Source organism: Ruegeria sp. (genome assembly GCF_965199275.1).
Taxonomy (GTDB): domain Bacteria; phylum Pseudomonadota; class Alphaproteobacteria; order Rhodobacterales; family Rhodobacteraceae; genus Ruegeria.
This window is the reverse complement of sequence record NZ_CBDAQX010000023.1, coordinates 326,124-342,032: the sequence shown is the minus strand read 5'-3', so window position 1 is coordinate 342,032 and position 15,909 is coordinate 326,124. Positions and strand designations below refer to the sequence as shown.

Sequence of the window (15,909 nt, the reverse complement as noted above, 5' to 3'; positions counted from 1 at the left end):
TAGTGCCTTTTGGCAACCAAGGCATAATAATATCAATGACTTATACGAAAAAATGTCGGAAGTCAGGAATTTGGGGCGTCCCGAGACCAAAACGCTGGCCGATGACTGGACAGCTGTGACCCGCGACAAGTCGCTCTCGGCACAGTTCGAACATTCGGTCGGTGTAACCGCAAATGGGGTTGAGCTCTTTACCCTGTCACCCGGCGGCAAGTTCCATCCGACCTATTCTTCGTGATCGGCAGCCTGATCCCGTAGCACTTTCAGCAGCATCGTCTCAGCCCCCCACGGCGTGATCGCGTCGTGGATTAACACCGGCGCGCGTGCAGGTTTGCGCGGCGGGCCGGTTTCTGTGTCAGTGTCCTGAGCCAAACCCCAGAACAAGGGCGGTAGGGCGCGGTCCATACCAGAAGCCTAGCACAAACCGGTCCGCGCCTCAAAACCGGATCACGAAGGCGTACAGCTACCCCTGTCAAATCGCTGTGAAGTGCCTTTGATCATCATGTCATATTCGAGACTCACAAGATCAACGGCAAAATTGACGACCTGACCATCCTGAATCAGCAAAAACGTCAGGTTGTCCAAACCCGGCAGAATGTCCGCCTCGCCCTTCATCTCTCCGACAGTGATATGCCCTTTGTTGGATCCGCCCGAACGCGCCAGCGTCACGCTTGATTGACCCACAGACGAGGTGCAATTGACCATAAATTCATTCGCATCGAGTTTTGTTTGCCCTGCAACAACAGGGGAGGAGCCCAGCACGATGGCCGAGGTCAGGGCAGCTCTGAAAAGCATAGAGAGTCCTTTAAGGGTTGTTCCGCGTTTCCACGGCGCGTAGAGGCAAAATTGGCCGCAATTTTGGCGGAGATACGTCAAATTGCTGGCCACCTCAATTCAACTTAAAAACGAATTAGGGCGGTCAGGATCAACCCATATGATCAAGTGATTGAAGCATCAGCGAGATATGCGTGTCGCCGTATTTTCGACTGTCCAACAACTGGAATCCATCCGGTACCTGCATCGGGGCGTTTTCTTCCCACACGATATACGCCCCCTCGGCGATCCATCCAGCCTCGGACGCCTTAGCCAGCGCTCTCTGGCCCAGAGACTTGCCGTAAGGCGGGTCCAGAAAGATCAGGTCGTAGGGCGCGTTCGGGTTTTCACCTAAGCGCGTCGCATCCCGGCGGATCAGATCGGTCCGGTCAGAGCTGCGGGTCAGGTCGATATTCTTGCGGATCAGGCCCTGCGCGACACGCCCGTCATCCACAAAGGTGATGTGGTCAGCCCCGCGCGACAGCGCCTCAAGCCCCAGCGCGCCGGTGCCTGCGAACAGGTCCAATACACGCAGACCGTCAAAATCGATCTGATGGCTCAGGACGTTGAACAGGCTTTCACGCACTCGGTCGGTGGTAGGACGCAGATGGGCACCCGCATCCCCTTTGCCGACCGAGGCCAAGGCACGACCCCGGAATTCTCCGGCGATGATCCTCACGCTTTGAGCAGCGGTTTCAGATCCGCAGCCGGATCGGCCACCACGGCAGGATCAGCGGTTTTGCCCGCGTCGATCAGGCGCTTGCCAACCATATAGGCGCGCGGGTCGTTCATCGCGTCGACTGCAATCAGCTGGTCACCCTTGTAGTACCAGAACGACACGGTCTGACCTTCGCCCTGACGGGTGACAACCCGATCATAACCCGTATTCAGACCTGCGATCTGCAGTTTCACGTCATACTGATCCGACCAGAACCACGGCGTTGCTGTATAGTCGTTGGCTGCCCCTAGCATGTTCTGAGCCACGATCTCGGCCTGATCAATAGCGTTGGGCACGCTTTCCAGACGAATGCGCCCCTCACCATGCGGGAAGGAGGCGCAATCCCCCGCAGCCCAGATCGACGGATCAGATGTACGGCCATGGGCGTCGGTTTTGATGCCGTTGTCCAGTTCAAGCCCAGCCATCTCGGCCAGTTGGCTGGACGGCGCGATGCCAACGCCAACAACCACAAAATCAACCTCGATTTCGGTTCCATCCGTCAGAACCGCGCCGACGACCTTGCCGTTTTCACCGATCAGACGATCAAGGCCCACACCCTCGCGGATGTCCGCGCCGTGACCCGTATGCAGCGCGCGGAAATAGTCGCTGGTTTCCTTGGCGGCGACGCGTTGCAGGATACGCTCGGCCATTTCTACCAGCGTCACCTTGACCCCGCGCTTGGCGCAGACGGCTGCGGCCTCAAGCCCGATATAGCCGCCCCCGACAATCAGCGCGCGCGCGCCTTCGGTGACCCGAGGCTCCATCTCGTCGATATGAGCCAGATCACGTACCACATGAACGCCCTGAAGATCACCGCCGATAGAGGCAGGCAGATAGCGCGGATCCGACCCGGTGGTCAGCGCCAGTTCATCGTATGAGATGACTTCATCTCCAACGGTTACGGTCTTGGCCTTGGGGTCAATCGCAGTGACACGCTGCCCCAGACGCAGGGTGATGTTGTTGTCGGCATAGAAGCTTTCGGGGCGCAAAAATAGACGCTCCATCTCCATCTCGCCCAACAGATAGGCCTTGGACAAGGGCGGGCGCTGGTAGGGCAGATGCGTCTCGGCCCCGATCAGGGTGATATCCCCTTCAAACCCATCCTTGCGCAGCTTCGCAACAAGCGACGATCCGGCCTGCCCGGCGCCGATCACGACAATATGGCTCATGTTCATCACACCCTGTCGAATTCTAATGGTTACTTCTGTCCGACCACCTATATTGCGGCATAGCCCGACTCTGCAAATCCAAACGACAGGAGCTGATAAATGATTACAACAGGTGAGATGCTGCCCGACGCCACGCTGACCCAAATGGGTGCGGAAGGCCCCGAAGAGGTTCGGATTTCCGACAAAACCGCGGGCCGCAAAGTGGTGATCTTTGCCGTTCCCGGCGCGTTCACGCCAACCTGTCATTCGGCCCATGTGCCCAGCTTCATGCGCACCAAAGATCAGTTCGAAGCCAAGGGCGTGGATGAGATCATCTGCATTTCCGTCAACGACCCCTTCGTGATGAAAGCCTGGGGCGAAGCGACCGGCGCAACCGAGGCCGGCCTGACCCTGCTGGGCGACGCCGCGTCTGAGTTCACAAAGGCCATCGGCATGGATTTTGACGCCCCACCAGCCGGGCTGCTGGCGCGTTCGCAGCGTTACGCGATGCTGGTCGAAGACGGCAAGGTCACTGCGCTAAACCTGGAAGAAAGCCCCGGCGCTTGCGAGATTTCAGCCGGTGAAGGCTTGCTCGAAGTAATCTGACGCTGTTCGGCCCCGGCTAAATCGGGCCGTCCGAACCCAACTTGACTTGATACAACTCCCCAGTGTGCGATTATCAGAGGCACATAGCTGGGGAGTATGTTTATGTATCTCAAAGCCATTTCACTCATTCTGGGCGGCGCAGGTCTTCTTGCAGCTTGCGGCCCGGCCCCGACACCACAGCAACAAGCGGCACGGCAACATGAAATCGCCTGCCTGAGCGGTACCCTAGGCGGCGCGTTGATCGGAGGTGCAATCGGCAATCAGTTCGGAGGCGGTTCAGGCAAGTCCATTCTGACGGGTGCAGGTGCGGCTACCGGAAGTATCAGTGGCGCAAGATTCGCATGTTGAGGGGGACGGCTATGAAAAGAATATTCTGTATCGCCGCGCTTGTGATGGCCAATGCCGCAGCTGCGGACGACGTGGCAGAGTTGAATGAAAAAGAGCTGACAGCCATCGACTCGAACAATGATGGCTTCCTGTCCAAGGAAGAGTTCAATGCCTTTTCAGACTACGCCTTTCAGGCGATGGACGAAGACAAGAACGGCACGCTCGGCCTGTCCGAGGCCAAACCCTTCCTGGACATAAAGCAATTTCAGGACGTTGACCGGAACGGCGACAGCCTTATCTCAAGGGCGGAATACGATGCGCAGATGAGCAACGATTTCGACTCTGCGGACAAGGATGGAAACGGTCGGTTGGACTAACCCCGGAGGGTGAGATGAACAGATGGATCTGGATCGGCGCGCTGGCCGCATTGGCGGCTTGTGACGTACCGCAGGCCCCGGTTGTGACCGGCCCAGACGGGCAGGCCCGCATCCAGATCAACACCAGCGGGCTGACCTGCTATGAGAGGCGGTGTCTGGACATCAACCCAGCGGCGCGCAGTGTCCGGTCTATCGGCAACAAAACGACCCGCATTCCGGGCAATATCGACGTCAGTAGTGGCACGGTCACGCCGGATGAGTTCCGCCAGATGGCGATCACGGCATCCTTGGCTGGCGGCATCGGGTCCGGACAGGATCGCGACTAGACCAGTCCGTCCATCTTGCGCGCCAGTTTCGCATCCAACGAAGACAACCCGCCGACGTCATGGGTGGAGAGCACCACTTCGACCGTGCGGTAGACGTTGGACCATTCGGGGTGGTGGTTCCATTTTTCGGCCCAGATCGCCACTTGGGTCATCCATCCAAAAGCCGCGACGAAATTGTCAAAGATGAAAGTCTTGGTGATCGCATCCCGGCCCTCAACCATGGTCCAGCCATTGTTGAACAGCGGATCAAGAAGGGGGCCACGGGTCTCGGTCGACAAAAGCTCGGTCATTGCTGTTCCTCCGGGTTCGATTTTCTGAACGGACCGTAATCCGTCAGAATCTCAATCTCTTCTCCCACCGCGCGGCCTTCAGCGTCTAGATATTTTTTGACGGCATCGGCGAATCCCTGATCGGCAATCCAATGAAGGCTATGCGTGCGTGTTGGCAGGTAGCCACGTGCGAGCTTGTGTTCGCCTTGCGCTCCGGCTTCGACTCTTTGCATGCCAAGCGCGATGGCAAAGTCGATGGCCCTATAGTAACACAGCTCGAAATGCAGGCAGGCATGATGTTCCACACAGCCCCAATAGCGACCATAGAGCGTCTCACGCCCGATGAAATTCAGCGCCCCCGCAATGGGATACCCATCGCGTTCTGCCAGCATCAAGGCCATATCACCGGCCATCGTCTGCTGCGCGATATCAAAGAACTGGCGCGTCAGATAAGGTGATCCCCACTTGCGCGCGCCGGTGTCCTGATAGAACCGCCAGAAGGCATCCCAATGCTCGGGCCGCAGGTCATCACCGGTCAGGGTGCGGATCTCACCTCCGAATGCGTTGGCTTGAGCACGCTCCTTGCGAATATTCTTGCGCTTGCGCGAGGACAGCGCGGCTAGAAAACCGTCGAAATCCGCGTAGTCGTCATTCAGCCAATGAAACTGCTGCGAGCTTCGCAGCATAAGGCCCATCTGCTCACCCGCCAGCGCCTCGTCTTCGGTGCAGAAGGTCGCGTGAAGCGACGAGACCTGATTGTCTGCCGCCAGTTGCACAGCGCCCTGCACCAGCGCAGACATCCCAATCCCTTCATATCCCGGGCGCACCAGAAAGCGCCGCCCGGTGGCGGGCGTGAAAGGGGCCGCAATCTGTAGTTTGGGATAGTACCGCCCGCCCGCGTTTTCGTACGCATGGGCCCAGCTGTGGTCGAAGATATACTCACCCTGACTGTGCGATTTGGCATACATCGGCGCCGCCGCGATCAACATCCCATCCAGATAGGCCGTCAGATATTGAGGCTGCCACCCGGTGCCCCGCCCAACCGAGCCGCTATTTTCCAGGGCCAGCAAAAACCGGTGCGTGGTAAAGGGATCCAGCGGATGCCCGCCATCTGCTGTTTCGGGGCAAGCGCAGGCATCCCACTCGGCCGCAGAGATTTGCGAGAGTGATCCGAGTACCTGAATTTCGATCTGCGCCTGATCCATGTGCCCTCCGCGTCTGGTCTTTATCTGTGACGAGGTGCGACAGGTTCAACCCGGATGCTTGGCCAGATACCCCTCAAAGGTCACATTGTCGGCAACGGCGCGGGCCTCTGCCTCTTGTTCAGGCGACTTTACCGTCCAACACAGGATCGGCACACCGCGCGCTTTCAGCTCGGCCACGCGCGGGCGGTCCAGATCATGAACCTCATGGCTGATGAAACTGGCCCCAACCCGGTCGAAATCGGGAATGTCGCGCAGGTGATCGCACACCGATTGCGGCAGCAGCTCGACACTCGGCTTATAGGAACAAGTCACGATCCCGCGCGGCAGATGCGGGGCCAGGCGGGCAAGCTCGGCCATGCTGTTGGGGTTGAATGACATCAACGCCACTGGACCGTCGTAGCCTTCTAGCGCCCGCACAGCGTCCGCCTCAAGCGGGCCGACATTGGTGCCCATGGCTCCATCCTGATCCTTGAGTTCGATCAACAACGGGACTTTGCCTGCGACCATCTCAAGCACATCGTCGAGGGTGGGAATGCCATCCCCGGCATGCAGCAGCTGCGTGGCCTGCGCGCGCGCGGCCGAGACCTGCTGGATCGGTCCAGACTGCCCGGTCAGACGCGCCATGTCGTAGTCATGAAACACCATCGCACGGTTGTCCGAGGTCCGCTGCAGGTCAATCTCGATCCCGTAACCGGCATCGATCGCGGCACGAATGGCCGCCCGGCTATTTTCCGGGCGGTTTTCTGTTTTGTCATGCAGCGCCCGGTGCGAGATCGGGGCCTCAAGAAACGCGGGCGGCAGAGCAGGTGTCATTGGACTTCGAAAATACCTTCGATTTCGACAGCAACACCCAGCGGCAGTGATGCAGCACTAACCGCCGAGCGGGAATGACGACCCGCCTCGCCCAGCGCCTCAACCAGGAAATCAGAAGCACCGTTGATCACCTGCGGCTGCGCGGTGAAATCAGCAGTCGAGTTCACAAAACCGGTCAGCTTGATCACCCGCACCAGTTTCTCGATATCCCCGTCACAGGCCGCTTTGACCTGAGCCAGCAAGTTGATCGCACAGACCTTTGCCGCCGCCGCACCCGCGTCGACGTCCATGTCATCGCCCAATTTGCCGGTGATCAGGTCGTCGGCTTTGGAAATCTGACCCGAGACATAGACAATGTTGCCCACGCGCACGAAAGGCACATAGTTTGCGGCCGGGGCCGGTGCGTCTGGCAGCGATACGCCCAGGCTTTGCAGTTTTTCCGAGATGCTCATGTGATTGTCCTCACCCTAAATCGACTCGGGCGGACGCTAACCGGGATGATGCCGCTGGGAAAGCCGGAAACCGATTTTTCTGACCGTCGCGTTCAGTGGGCATATCCTGTCCTATTTGGAACTGTTGAAGTCGTGTCACTTTACCTTCGTTGATTTACCGGGTTTAACGCTATGTGTTTCATTCAAGCTCTGAAACCTCTATGTGACAACAACTTGTGTCGGTTGGACACGCAGGTATTGATTGATCGCCCAAGCGTCGTGCCGGGCCGTATTGGAGTAGCTAAGACCGTGTTGAGCAAATTTGGCTTCAAACATCTTGTTGTTCTGTCACTTATGGCTGTGTTGTCGGCCTGTGCGACGCAACCCCCGGAACAGGCTGCCCGAGGTGAGATTTTCGACCCCTATGAGAACGCCAACAGGGGCATTCACAAGTTCAACCTTGGCGTCGACAGGTTTCTGTTTCGCCCGGCCTCGAAGGGCTATGTGAAGATCGTCCCTGATCCGATGGTGACCAGCTTCAGTACCTTTGCGGAAAACATCTCTCTGCCCGGTCAGGCGGTGGATTACCTGCTGCAGGGAAACCCCAAGCAAATGGGCAACGCCTTGTTGCGGTTCGTGATCAACATGACTGTGGGTGGCTTTGGCTTGTCGGCTCCGGCAGATGAGCTGAACCTGCCCCCCGTCGATACGGATTTCGGCGAAACCTTGCACGTCTGGGGTGTTGGGGAAGGCGCCTATGTTGAACTGCCGTTCTATGGCCCATCGACCACCCGTGACGCTGTAGGTGTCGTTATCAACCTGTTCTCGAACCCGATCAACTTCACGCCGGTACGCCCTGCGGACAATCTGGGGGTTTATGCCGAAGTCGTACGTCGGATGGGGGATAGGGGTCGTTTTTCTGATACAGTGGACTCGATTCTCTACGAAAGTGCCGACAGCTATGCGCAGGCCCGACTGATCTACCTGCAAAACCGCCGCTTCGAATTGGCACGCGACGACGAGGACGCCTTCCTGGATCTCTACAACGATCCATATGCCGACGCCGGAACCGACCCTGTTAGTGATCCCCTTCTCGACCCCTACGAGGACCCTTATGCTGAGTAACGCTTTAAACCGAAGACATTTCCTGAAAACCTCTGTGGCCGGAGCAGCTATTGTTGCCCTGCCCTTGCCCGCTCTGGCCCTGACCGAGGCGGGCGCCAAACAGCTGGTCAACAGTGTTGTCGCGGATATCAACCGCGTGATCGCCTCGGGCAAGTCGGAAAAAGCCATGCTGCGCGATTTCGAAAAGATTTTCGTGCAATACGCTGACGTTCCGATCATGGCGCGCTATGCGCTTGGGGCGGACGCCCGTTCTGCCTCTCCGGCGCAGTTGAGACAATTCACCAAGGCGTTCCAAGGCTATATCTCGCGCAAATACGGACGCCGGTTCCGCGAATTCATTGGCGGCCAGGTGGATGTGCGAAATGCGCGTAGAATCAAAGCCGGTTATGAAGTGCGCACCTCGGTCAAGCTGCGGGGATCGTCGCCCTTTGACGTAACCTTCCTGGTTTCTGACAAATCCGGTCGCGACAAGTTCTACAACATGTTCATTGAGGGTGTGAATTTGCTGCTGACCGAGCGAACCGAAATCGGGGCGATGCTGGATGCGCGTAAAGGCAACTTGAACCAACTGATCAAAGACCTCAACAGAACCGGGTAGCACCGCCTTTTTGTGTGATGAAGACGCCTCCGCACTCTGTGCGTCGGAGGCGTCTTCGTTTCTACAACCGCGAGAAGGTCATTTTACTTTAGGACCTCGCACACGCCGAAGTTGACGCGCCGTTTTCCAAAGTTCTCACTAAAACTAAGCTTTTACCCACTCCACGCCCAGCCCGCGGACACTCTAAGGCATGTAACTTCGGACCAACGCGCTGGCGATCAAAGCCCATCCATCTGCGATCACGAAAAACGCCAGCTTGAACGGCAGCGAGACGATTGCAGGTGGCACCATCATCATGCCCATCGACATCAAAACGGCAGCCACAACTAGGTCAATGATCAGAAAAGGCAGGAAAATCAGGAACCCGATCTGAAACGCCCGGGCGATTTCCGACAGCATGAAGGACGGCATCAGAACCGAAAGCGGGGCATCCGGAGACAGGACCATACCCTCGCCTCCCGGGCGCAGAGCGACCATGGATTGAAACGTCTCCACATCCAGTCGCGCTGCCATGAACTCTCGGAACGGATTCAGGGCGCGTTCCAGGGCCGTTTCAACCTCAAGCGTTTCGTTGATCAAAGGCTCGATACCAATGGTCCAGGCTTCGGTAAAAACCGGCTCCATGATGAAATAGGTCAGGAACAGCGCAAGGCTGACGATCAGCATGTTTGGCGGCGACTGCTGCAACCCGATGCCCTGTCGCAGGATCGCGAGAACCGTGATCAGAAACGGAAAACAGGTGATCATGATCGCCAGCCCGGGCGCAAGGCTGAGAACGGTGATCAGCAAAATCAACTGGATCGTCCGGGCCGAGATGGACCCTCCTTCCCCAAGCGACAGAGTCACGTCTTGAGCCGCAGCCAGCGAGGGCAGCGTAGCCACCACCGCCACAATCAGCCAGAGCCACAGGCGCATCAGCCGATCCCGTTCTGCAAATCCGCGATTTCGGTCAGACGCACGGCCAGTTGACCGGCCTGATCGCCATCCATCTCTTCCAGAAGGCCACGGGCAACCAGTTGGTCGCCGACATAGAGGTCCACGGGGTCTTCGATCCGTTTGTCCAACGTCAGCACCGCGTTTTCACCCATATTCAGTAGGTCCCGGATCAACGGGCGGGCGCGGCCGACGGACACTGTGACTTCGATCGGGACAGCATCAAAAGGGTTGGTTTTTGGGGATTGGGTATCAGTCATGGGTCAAAGCCTCTTTCGCCTCAAACATGTAGGAGTCAAATGCCTGCTGCACCGAGGACAGCAGATCCATGCAATCCACCTCGCACCGCGAGATACCGACCTGCAGCCGCGCTTGTCCGGGTTGCAGCGAGGAATCCTCAATCACGCGCGGGGGCTGTGGCATATCCGATGGCAGCAAATCTTCGACCTCGGCTGCGCGCCCTTCGGGCACAAGTATCTGGATGGGTTGGTCGATCTGGGTTCGTGCCATGTCTTGCAGCTGTTCCGACAGGCGGTGAGCAAAGCCCCGGTCGATAAAATCCGGCAGCACCAAGTTCACCAGGCCTTGGAACATCGGCTCCAGCGACAGGGTCATACGTGTCAGCGCTTCGTGATAGGTAAAGGACATATCTTCCAACGCCTTGGCCAGTTCCGCCGAGACCTGTCCCCGGTTCTGCTCCTGCGCTTGAACGGCGTCTTCCCATCCGGCCCCGTAACCTTGTTCGAAGGCAGCCAGGCGCTGTTCCTCCAGCGCGTCTTCGTCCAGAAGATGCAGCTTGCCGCCTTCGACCTGCCCTGTGAAATCCTCAAGAAGGTGCGCAATCGACATCAGACCCGCTCCTCGCCTTCTTCAAGCCAACTGCGCAGAATCTCGACCGTTTCTTCCTGCTTGTCACCGATCATCGCCCGCAACCGATCCACAGGGTCTACGTTGCTGTCCGACCCAAGCGCCGGAACGCCAGCCGATTGCGCCTGTCCTGGCAGAGCCGTGAATTCGGCCGACTCATCTGGCGCGATCTCACCGACCAAAACCTGGGTATCTTCAGTTTCACCACCACCTGCAGGCAATAAGGCGGGGGCGGCAGCCGGTTTCATCAGGATCGGGCGAATGACGAACAAGGCCAGAACCAACGAAACCGCGGCAAGCACAGCCATCTGGATCAGAGACATCGCGTCCAGATGAATATTCTGCCACATTGAGGATGAAACCAGCGTTCCCTGCGGCTCTACCACCGGCAGATCAAGCGATTTCAACGTGATCACATCGCCCCGAGCTGCATCGAAGCCAACGGCTGAGGCCACCAGCTCCTCAAGCGAGTCAAGCTCGGTCTGAGGCAGGGGCTCAAAGCTTTCCGCCCCGTTTTCATCTACCGATCGGAGGCCATTGACCAACACCGCGACTGTCAGGCGCTTGATGGCTCCGGGTGCGTTGTGAACCTCAAGCTCCGTTTCTGAGACCTCATAGTTCACGCGCTCGCGGGTTTGCGTCGCGTTCGAGTTCGATTCGTCCCCGCCCGCTCCGTCCCCATCCGGCAAGTTGGAGGCGACCGTCACATCGCCGGACTGATTGCGCGCACTGTCCGACCGTTCCTCGACATCCGTGCTGATCGCGACCCGTCCTTTGGGATCAAAGCGGCGTTCGCGGATGGATTCGGTTTTGGTTACCGTGTCCACACTGACCTCAACCACCGCGTTGCCAGTACCCACGCGCGCCTCGACAAGGCGCAACACGCGTTCGCGCAACTGACGGGATTTGTCATCCGCGGCATCAGCCGCAACTGCCGTGTCCTGCCCACCAATCACGGCGCCGTTCGAATCCACAACCGTCACGTTTTCCGGCGCAAGCCCGCTCCTGACTTCCGACATTTTTTCGTATAAGTCATTGATATTATTATGCCTTGGTTGCCAAAAGGCACTACACGGACTTTTTTCGCCAGCGATTGTTTCGGAGTGTTGAGGGAGCTCAGGCTTTGGTCTGGCCAGTTTTTCGGGTGCGCCCGGGGGGTATCTTGAAAGGGGCTTCGTTCCAGGTCAGGCCGACGCAGGTGAGGATGCGTCTGGCATCGACCGTGGCATGGCTTGGCATGCCGTAGCGGTCAGGGGTGCCTTTGTGGCGCAGGATCGAGAGCTGCAATGCGTTCAACTCGTTGCGGATACGAGCCGGGCTCATCGGGTGTCCGAGCAGGTCCAGATGCTTGCGCAGGTGCTGCAGGCAGCAGAAGGCCATGTAGCAGATGGCGATATGGGCCCGGACCCGACGCGGCGACCAGTGATAGATGGGCCGGATTTTCAGATCGTGCTTGTTGGTGCGGAAGCAGGCTTCGATCTCCCACAACTGGTGATAGCGGGCAATGACGTCCTGTGCCTCCAGTTCGTCCGCACCATGAACAACAATGGCATGCAGCCCGTCCCATTGTGCCGCTGCCTTGATCTTTGCATCATCCAGCGTGACGTCCCCGCTGTCGGGGAAGGCCAGGAAGCGGCCATATCCCCGGCTGCTGAAGCTGCCGGGTTTGCGAGAGCGCTTGAGCTTCTTGTGCAGCTTTTCGATTGCCTTGTCGCGCTTGTGGGCATCATTGCGTGCCCGGGTGGGTGACCAGGTCACAATGACCCGCGCTCCCTCCTGGTCGATCACCTTGTACCAGCCCTTCTCGGTTGCCTCTTCAGAACCGTGTCCAGCCCAAGGCTGGCGTCCCTCCGGGCTCAAAATGTTCGCCTTCACGGCGGCCGGGGCGGACTTCATGCGATAGCCGAGGATGTAGGGCAGACCCTTGTTCTGCAACATCTGCTGGTTGTCCTTGCTGAGCATGGCGGCATCGGCCACGAACGTGACCCTGGCCACGTCGAAGCGTCCCTCCAACGCCTTCAGCGCAGCTTCCAGCGTATGACCTTCCCAGGTGTTTCCCGGGAAGAGTTCATAGCCCACAGGCAGCCCATCGGAGGTGACGATCAGCGCCAGCATGACCTGAGCGCGGTGATGCTTGCCATCCTTGCTGAAGCCCTTGGCCAGAAGATGATCCTGCTCGACCCCGTCCGCATCCTCGGCCGGGTCCTCGCGCTCGGTGTCAAAGGCCAGGGTCGTGCAATCGTAGAACAGCACGGTCACTGGCCCGCCCAGCAACTTCTCTGCCGCCGCGTGAGAGGTTTTGCAAATCCCGTCTATCACCGGCGTATTGATGTAATCCATGCTCCGATAGACCACGTCCAGATTGAGCGTGATGCCTGCCTGGTTCTCCAACGCCTCCACGGTCGCGCGCTTGCTCTCGGGCTGTGCGATCCGCGCCATAACCAGCTCTTTCACAATGCGATTGGCACTTTTACGCGCCGCCCCCAGAAGGGCCCCCCAACCCAGTTGGTCATACATCGTCCCCATGACATCCCGCAGACCCAGAGAGACCCGCGCCTCCTCACGGCACTCGGCAAGATCAACGCCAAGCTTGTCCGGCCGCGGAGCGCGGCGCACCAGCGCCTGCAGATCGGCATATTCCGTGGGCGTGAACAGTTCCATTTGCGGCGAGCGATCAATGCGTAATTGCTCCATCAAGCGGCCCGCCAGACGCTTGATATCCTCAATCTCGCTGTCGTTATGGGCCACACCCACATGGCGCAGGATCTTCTGGCGTACCTTGGAGCCGGTGCGGACGGATTCAACGATCTGGATCCGTGTGCGGTTGAGCTTTGCGTCATGTTTGGTGCGGATGAACATGGGCGAAGAGGTTAGCCATCTGAAGGCCCATGTCAATACTTTTTATAATAATGGGGCACTACAACGCGCCTCTGAGCAACCACACCTGAAAACAAACCAAAAACCCAGTCAGATCAACAAAAAGGTCGGAAGTCAGGAATCACGGCGCCGTTCGAATCCACAACCGTCACGTTTTCCGGCGCAAGCCCGCTGACCGCCGAGGCGACCAGAAAGCGAATCGCCTTGGCCTGATCGCCCGTCATCTGCGCGCCCGATGGAACCAGATAGACCGAGGCCGTGGGCGCAACGCTGCGCTGAAACGGATTGGCCGAGCCATTCGCGATATGCACCCGCGCCTGACTGACATGAGGACCTCCGACGATAGTGCGCGCCAGCTCACCTTCTTTTGCGCGCCAATAGGCGGCATCGAACATCTGCGACGTGGTGCCAAACCCGCTCAGCGAATCGAGCAGCTCGTAGCCGCGATTGCCATTGGCAGGCAGGCCTTCGCTGGCCAGGGTCATGCGCAGCTCATCCCGCTGCGAACCGGGCACGTAGATCGAGCCGCCTCTGATCTCATACGTGACGCCGCGCTGATCGAGCGCACGCACGATATCGCCCGCGGCCCCGCTTTCCAGCCCTGCATAAAGAAGGGTCATAGAGGGTGCCGTCACAAGACGGGACATCCCGAGAACCCCCAGAAACACCAGCGCAACCGCGCCGACGACTATGATTTGCTTTCGCCTGTCCAAACTTGCCCAGACAGTTCCGATCTGCTGCACGCTCACCTCCGACTCGCCGACATTCTGCCCGGCGCATCCCTTGTTTGAACGATTGCCCTTAACAATCGGTTAGTCCCTGCGGGGTTATGACAGCTTCAGATCGAATGAGTGAGGACGTCATGACTGACGCTACAGCAGAAGAGGCAGAAGCCCCTAAGAAATCAGGGAAAACGGGTCTGATCATCGGGGTGATTCTGGCGCTCGTCGGGGCGGGCGGCGGCTATTACGCGACCACGTCCGGGCTGTTGCCCTTTGGGGATAAACCCGAAAAGGCGGAATCGATGGATGCTGAAAAAGACAAACCGGCCAAGGCCCTGCCAGATGTGGGATTCGTCGATCTTCCGCCCGTGATTCTGTCGGTGAATGCGGGTGAGTCACGGCATCTGAAATTTCACGCGCAGCTCGAAGTTAACTCGGCCTACATCAGTGATGTGGAAAAAATGCAGCCGCGAATCATGGATGTGCTGAACGGGTACCTTCGCGCGCTGGAGGTTTCGGATCTTGAGGACTCCTTGGCGCTGGTGCGCATCCGGGGGCATCTGCTGCGGCGCATTGAAATCGTCGTCGGAGAGGGTCGTGTGCGCGACGTTCTGGTGATGGAATTTGTTCTGAATTAGGAGGCGAAATTGGAGCTTATTGCAGATATTTTGCTGGTCGCGGGCGCGCTGGGCGCCGGTCTGTATTGCTTTGTTCTGTCACGCCGCCTGAAACGGTTTACGGATCTGGAGCAAGGCGTGGGTGGGGCCGTAGCAGTGCTGTCCACCCAGGCGGAAGAGTTGAAAAAATCGCTGGACAGCGCGCGGGCAGCCTCGGACGAATCCGGGAATGAGCTGAAAGAGCTGACGGAACGCGCGCAATCGGTTGCGCAGCGGCTCGAGCTGATGATGGCGTCAATGCATGACGTCATTCCGGAGGAAAAGGCAGCGCCTGAACCGCCCATGCTGGACGTGTCGGACGTACAGTCAGAGCCCAATGAAGAGACTGAGGAAGGGTCAGAGGCGGAAGAGACCTCTGACGCTCAGGAATCGGATGAAGACAACACGCCCTCCGAGGACAACTCGCCCGAGCAGCCAACAAAAGCACCTGAAGGTTTGATGTTCTTCCGGCACAAACGGCAGGGTGTGGAGGCCGCGGAATGAAACGCTCTGGCACGCAGAAAGGCAGGGCGCGACCCCGCGGCGGCGTGTTGGCGGTGATTGCTCTGCTGATGATCGGATCCGCCGCGATTCGCCTTGGGCTGGAAGCCGGGCCCGCTTTGGCCAAGACAGTTGAGCCAACAAAGGCTGAAAAGCCGCCAATGTCAAAACTCGCTCCGGATCTGCAGGTGCTTCTGACCGAACTTCTGCGCCGTGAAAAACGCCTGAAACAGCGGGAAGAAGCATTGGAAGAACAGGAAAAGGCGGTTGAGATTGCCCGCGCGGCCATCGAAACGCGCTTGGCTGCACTACAGCAAGCCGAGGAAGACCTGCGGGAAACACTGGCGCTGGCGAACAAGGCCGCTGAAACGGATCTGACCCGGCTGACGGACGTCTACCAAAACATGAAACCCAAAGATGCCGCCGCCCTGTTTGAGACGATGGATCCCAGCTTTGCGGCCGGTTTCCTGTCACGCATGCCCGCCGATGCCGCAGCGGGCGTTCTGGCCGGCCTCAGCCCCGAAGCCGCCTATACGATCAGTGTCGTCATGGCGGGTCGAAATGCCAATGCGCCACAGGAATAATCGCATGCTTATCAAG

At 58.5% G+C, this 15,909-nt stretch carries 22 protein-coding genes and 2 pseudogenes; 10 read left to right on the top strand and 14 right to left on the bottom strand.

Annotation, left to right across the window (positions count from 1 at the left end; translation table 11 throughout):
• Positions 1 to 67 precede the first annotated feature (67 nt).
• Positions 68 to 235 (top strand): annotated as a pseudogene (locus tag ACOERD_RS24395) (type I methionyl aminopeptidase); the annotation flags it as partial.
• On the opposite strand, the gene ACOERD_RS24390 reads toward ACOERD_RS24395, so the two are convergent.
• Genes ACOERD_RS24390 through ACOERD_RS24375 form a run of 4 tightly spaced genes read right to left on the bottom strand, consistent with a single transcriptional unit; the run spans position 223 to position 2,697 of the window.
• Positions 223 to 402: a hypothetical protein gene (locus tag ACOERD_RS24390; protein WP_419740772.1), complete on the bottom strand. Its 180-nt coding sequence runs from the start codon at positions 400 to 402 to the stop codon at positions 223 to 225. The pseudogene ACOERD_RS24395 and the gene ACOERD_RS24390 overlap by 13 nt on opposite strands.
• 42 nt (positions 403 to 444) lie before the next feature.
• Positions 445 to 873, bottom strand: coding sequence for a hypothetical protein (locus ACOERD_RS24385; RefSeq protein ID WP_419740771.1), 429 nt, complete (start codon positions 871 to 873; stop codon positions 445 to 447).
• A gap of 49 nt (positions 874 to 922) precedes the next feature.
• Entirely contained in the window at positions 923 to 1,489 is a 567-nt protein-coding gene (gene rsmD, locus ACOERD_RS24380) for a 16S rRNA (guanine(966)-N(2))-methyltransferase RsmD (RefSeq protein WP_419740770.1), read from the bottom strand.
• Positions 1,486 to 2,697, bottom strand: coding sequence for an NAD(P)/FAD-dependent oxidoreductase (locus tag ACOERD_RS24375; protein WP_419740769.1), 1,212 nt, complete (start codon positions 2,695 to 2,697; stop codon positions 1,486 to 1,488). The genes rsmD and ACOERD_RS24375 overlap by 4 nt, the downstream gene beginning before the upstream one ends.
• Before the next feature lie 99 nt (positions 2,698 to 2,796).
• Between ACOERD_RS24375 and ACOERD_RS24370 the strand changes: the two genes are divergently transcribed.
• From ACOERD_RS24370 to ACOERD_RS24360, 3 genes are all read left to right on the top strand, one after another.
• A complete protein-coding gene (locus ACOERD_RS24370; RefSeq protein WP_170379412.1) occupies positions 2,797 to 3,282 on the top strand; it encodes a peroxiredoxin in 486 nt (161 codons plus the stop codon).
• 359 nt (positions 3,283 to 3,641) lie between these two features.
• Positions 3,642 to 3,986, top strand: coding sequence for a hypothetical protein (locus ACOERD_RS24365; RefSeq protein WP_419740768.1), 345 nt, complete (start codon positions 3,642 to 3,644; stop codon positions 3,984 to 3,986).
• A 14-nt stretch (positions 3,987 to 4,000) separates the two neighbouring features.
• The gene (locus tag ACOERD_RS24360) at positions 4,001 to 4,312 is read left to right on the top strand and encodes a hypothetical protein (RefSeq protein WP_419740767.1); all 312 of its coding nucleotides are present in this window, start codon (positions 4,001 to 4,003) and stop codon (positions 4,310 to 4,312) included.
• Here ACOERD_RS24360 and ACOERD_RS24355 read toward each other — a convergent pair.
• From ACOERD_RS24355 to ACOERD_RS24340, 4 genes are read right to left on the bottom strand one after another with little or no spacing between them, the layout of a single operon-like run.
• Positions 4,309 to 4,602, bottom strand: a complete 294-nt coding sequence (locus ACOERD_RS24355; protein ID WP_170379422.1) for a 4a-hydroxytetrahydrobiopterin dehydratase — start codon at positions 4,600 to 4,602, stop codon at positions 4,309 to 4,311. The two genes, ACOERD_RS24360 and ACOERD_RS24355, sit on opposite strands and share 4 nt — an antisense overlap.
• Positions 4,599 to 5,786 carry a GNAT family N-acetyltransferase gene (locus ACOERD_RS24350; protein ID WP_419740766.1) on the bottom strand — a complete coding sequence of 396 codons (1,188 nt, stop codon included), beginning with the start codon at positions 5,784 to 5,786 and terminating at the stop codon, positions 4,599 to 4,601. The genes ACOERD_RS24355 and ACOERD_RS24350 overlap by 4 nt, the downstream gene beginning before the upstream one ends.
• 45 nt (positions 5,787 to 5,831) lie before the next feature.
• Complete coding sequence (locus tag ACOERD_RS24345) at positions 5,832 to 6,599, bottom strand: glycerophosphodiester phosphodiesterase family protein (protein WP_419740765.1); 768 nt, start codon at positions 6,597 to 6,599, stop codon at positions 5,832 to 5,834.
• The gene (locus tag ACOERD_RS24340; RefSeq protein ID WP_170459597.1) at positions 6,596 to 7,051 is read right to left on the bottom strand and encodes a RidA family protein; all 456 of its coding nucleotides are present in this window, start codon (positions 7,049 to 7,051) and stop codon (positions 6,596 to 6,598) included. Before ACOERD_RS24340 ends, ACOERD_RS24345 begins: the two co-directional genes overlap by 4 nt.
• Positions 7,052 to 7,384: 333 nt before the next feature.
• On the opposite strand from ACOERD_RS24340, the gene ACOERD_RS24335 reads away from it, so the two are divergent.
• Both ACOERD_RS24335 and ACOERD_RS24330 read left to right on the top strand, forming a co-directional pair.
• Positions 7,385 to 8,155 carry a VacJ family lipoprotein gene (locus ACOERD_RS24335; RefSeq protein WP_170473255.1) on the top strand — a complete coding sequence of 257 codons (771 nt, stop codon included), beginning with the start codon at positions 7,385 to 7,387 and terminating at the stop codon, positions 8,153 to 8,155.
• Positions 8,145 to 8,753 carry an ABC transporter substrate-binding protein gene (locus tag ACOERD_RS24330; protein WP_170379430.1) on the top strand — a complete coding sequence of 203 codons (609 nt, stop codon included), beginning with the start codon at positions 8,145 to 8,147 and terminating at the stop codon, positions 8,751 to 8,753. Before ACOERD_RS24335 ends, ACOERD_RS24330 begins: the two co-directional genes overlap by 11 nt.
• A 183-nt stretch (positions 8,754 to 8,936) precedes the next feature.
• Here the strand turns inward: ACOERD_RS24330 and fliP are convergent, their stop codons facing one another.
• The 5 genes from fliP to ACOERD_RS24305 all read right to left on the bottom strand — a co-directional run bounded on the left by fliP (position 8,937) and on the right by ACOERD_RS24305 (position 13,412).
• A complete protein-coding gene (fliP, locus tag ACOERD_RS24325; RefSeq protein ID WP_419740764.1) occupies positions 8,937 to 9,668 on the bottom strand; it encodes a flagellar type III secretion system pore protein FliP in 732 nt (243 codons plus the stop codon).
• Positions 9,668 to 9,946 carry a FliM/FliN family flagellar motor switch protein gene (locus tag ACOERD_RS24320; protein ID WP_419740763.1) on the bottom strand — a complete coding sequence of 93 codons (279 nt, stop codon included), beginning with the start codon at positions 9,944 to 9,946 and terminating at the stop codon, positions 9,668 to 9,670. The genes fliP and ACOERD_RS24320 overlap by 1 nt, the downstream gene beginning before the upstream one ends.
• Complete coding sequence (locus ACOERD_RS24315; RefSeq protein WP_419740762.1) at positions 9,939 to 10,535, bottom strand: ABC transporter ATP-binding protein; 597 nt, start codon at positions 10,533 to 10,535, stop codon at positions 9,939 to 9,941. Before ACOERD_RS24315 ends, ACOERD_RS24320 begins: the two co-directional genes overlap by 8 nt.
• On the bottom strand, positions 10,535 to 11,572 hold the full coding sequence (locus ACOERD_RS24310; RefSeq protein WP_419740761.1) for a flagellar M-ring protein FliF C-terminal domain-containing protein: 1,038 nt from the start codon (positions 11,570 to 11,572) through the stop codon (positions 10,535 to 10,537). The genes ACOERD_RS24315 and ACOERD_RS24310 overlap by 1 nt, the downstream gene beginning before the upstream one ends.
• Before the next feature lie 97 nt (positions 11,573 to 11,669).
• Positions 11,670 to 13,412 carry an IS1634 family transposase gene (locus ACOERD_RS24305; protein WP_419737624.1) on the bottom strand — a complete coding sequence of 581 codons (1,743 nt, stop codon included), beginning with the start codon at positions 13,410 to 13,412 and terminating at the stop codon, positions 11,670 to 11,672.
• On the opposite strand from ACOERD_RS24305, the gene ACOERD_RS24300 reads away from it, so the two are divergent.
• A complete protein-coding gene (locus tag ACOERD_RS24300) occupies positions 13,405 to 13,605 on the top strand; it encodes a hypothetical protein (protein WP_419740760.1) in 201 nt (66 codons plus the stop codon). The two genes, ACOERD_RS24305 and ACOERD_RS24300, sit on opposite strands and share 8 nt — an antisense overlap.
• On the opposite strand, the pseudogene ACOERD_RS24295 reads toward ACOERD_RS24300, so the two are convergent.
• Positions 13,550 to 14,173 (bottom strand): annotated as a pseudogene (locus ACOERD_RS24295) (flagellar M-ring protein FliF); the annotation flags it as partial. The gene ACOERD_RS24300 and the pseudogene ACOERD_RS24295 overlap by 56 nt on opposite strands.
• Before the next feature lie 119 nt (positions 14,174 to 14,292).
• Here ACOERD_RS24295 and ACOERD_RS24290 point away from each other — a divergent pair.
• From ACOERD_RS24290 to ACOERD_RS24280, 3 genes are read left to right on the top strand one after another with little or no spacing between them, the layout of a single operon-like run.
• Positions 14,293 to 14,790 carry a flagellar basal body-associated FliL family protein gene (locus ACOERD_RS24290; RefSeq protein ID WP_419740759.1) on the top strand — a complete coding sequence of 166 codons (498 nt, stop codon included), beginning with the start codon at positions 14,293 to 14,295 and terminating at the stop codon, positions 14,788 to 14,790.
• A gap of 9 nt (positions 14,791 to 14,799) precedes the next feature.
• Positions 14,800 to 15,312 carry a hypothetical protein gene (locus tag ACOERD_RS24285; RefSeq protein WP_419740758.1) on the top strand — a complete coding sequence of 171 codons (513 nt, stop codon included), beginning with the start codon at positions 14,800 to 14,802 and terminating at the stop codon, positions 15,310 to 15,312.
• Positions 15,309 to 15,893 carry a MotE family protein gene (locus tag ACOERD_RS24280; protein ID WP_419740757.1) on the top strand — a complete coding sequence of 195 codons (585 nt, stop codon included), beginning with the start codon at positions 15,309 to 15,311 and terminating at the stop codon, positions 15,891 to 15,893. Before ACOERD_RS24285 ends, ACOERD_RS24280 begins: the two co-directional genes overlap by 4 nt.
• The last annotated feature ends 16 nt before the right edge of the window (positions 15,894 to 15,909 follow it).

Bases quoted from the DNA above. Each gene is read 5' to 3' on its own strand.
- ACOERD_RS24300 (WP_419740760.1), top strand. From the start codon at position 13,405: ATGAACATGGGCGAAGAGGTTAGCCATCTGAAGGCCCATGTCAATACT.
- ACOERD_RS24335 (WP_170473255.1), top strand. From the start codon at position 7,385: ATGGCTGTGTTGTCGGCCTGTGCGACGCAACCCCCGGAACAGGCTGCC.
- ACOERD_RS24390 (WP_419740772.1), bottom strand. From the start codon at position 402: ATGGACCGCGCCCTACCGCCCTTGTTCTGGGGTTTGGCTCAGGACACT.
- ACOERD_RS24355 (WP_170379422.1), bottom strand. From the start codon at position 4,602: ATGACCGAGCTTTTGTCGACCGAGACCCGTGGCCCCCTTCTTGATCCG.
- ACOERD_RS24310 (WP_419740761.1), bottom strand. From the start codon at position 11,572: ATGTCGGAAGTCAGGAGCGGGCTTGCGCCGGAAAACGTGACGGTTGTG.
- ACOERD_RS24305 (WP_419737624.1), bottom strand. From the start codon at position 13,412: ATGTTCATCCGCACCAAACATGACGCAAAGCTCAACCGCACACGGATC.
- ACOERD_RS24370 (WP_170379412.1), top strand. From the start codon at position 2,797: ATGATTACAACAGGTGAGATGCTGCCCGACGCCACGCTGACCCAAATG.
- ACOERD_RS24315 (WP_419740762.1), bottom strand. From the start codon at position 10,535: ATGTCGATTGCGCACCTTCTTGAGGATTTCACAGGGCAGGTCGAAGGC.
- ACOERD_RS24360 (WP_419740767.1), top strand. From the start codon at position 4,001: ATGAACAGATGGATCTGGATCGGCGCGCTGGCCGCATTGGCGGCTTGT.
- ACOERD_RS24320 (WP_419740763.1), bottom strand. From the start codon at position 9,946: ATGACTGATACCCAATCCCCAAAAACCAACCCTTTTGATGCTGTCCCG.
- ACOERD_RS24340 (WP_170459597.1), bottom strand. From the start codon at position 7,051: ATGAGCATCTCGGAAAAACTGCAAAGCCTGGGCGTATCGCTGCCAGAC.
- fliP (WP_419740764.1), bottom strand. From the start codon at position 9,668: ATGCGCCTGTGGCTCTGGCTGATTGTGGCGGTGGTGGCTACGCTGCCC.
- ACOERD_RS24375 (WP_419740769.1), bottom strand. From the start codon at position 2,697: ATGAGCCATATTGTCGTGATCGGCGCCGGGCAGGCCGGATCGTCGCTT.
- ACOERD_RS24350 (WP_419740766.1), bottom strand. From the start codon at position 5,786: ATGGATCAGGCGCAGATCGAAATTCAGGTACTCGGATCACTCTCGCAA.
- ACOERD_RS24345 (WP_419740765.1), bottom strand. From the start codon at position 6,599: ATGACACCTGCTCTGCCGCCCGCGTTTCTTGAGGCCCCGATCTCGCAC.
- ACOERD_RS24290 (WP_419740759.1), top strand. From the start codon at position 14,293: ATGACTGACGCTACAGCAGAAGAGGCAGAAGCCCCTAAGAAATCAGGG.
- ACOERD_RS24365 (WP_419740768.1), top strand. From the start codon at position 3,642: ATGAAAAGAATATTCTGTATCGCCGCGCTTGTGATGGCCAATGCCGCA.
- ACOERD_RS24280 (WP_419740757.1), top strand. From the start codon at position 15,309: ATGAAACGCTCTGGCACGCAGAAAGGCAGGGCGCGACCCCGCGGCGGC.
- ACOERD_RS24330 (WP_170379430.1), top strand. From the start codon at position 8,145: ATGCTGAGTAACGCTTTAAACCGAAGACATTTCCTGAAAACCTCTGTG.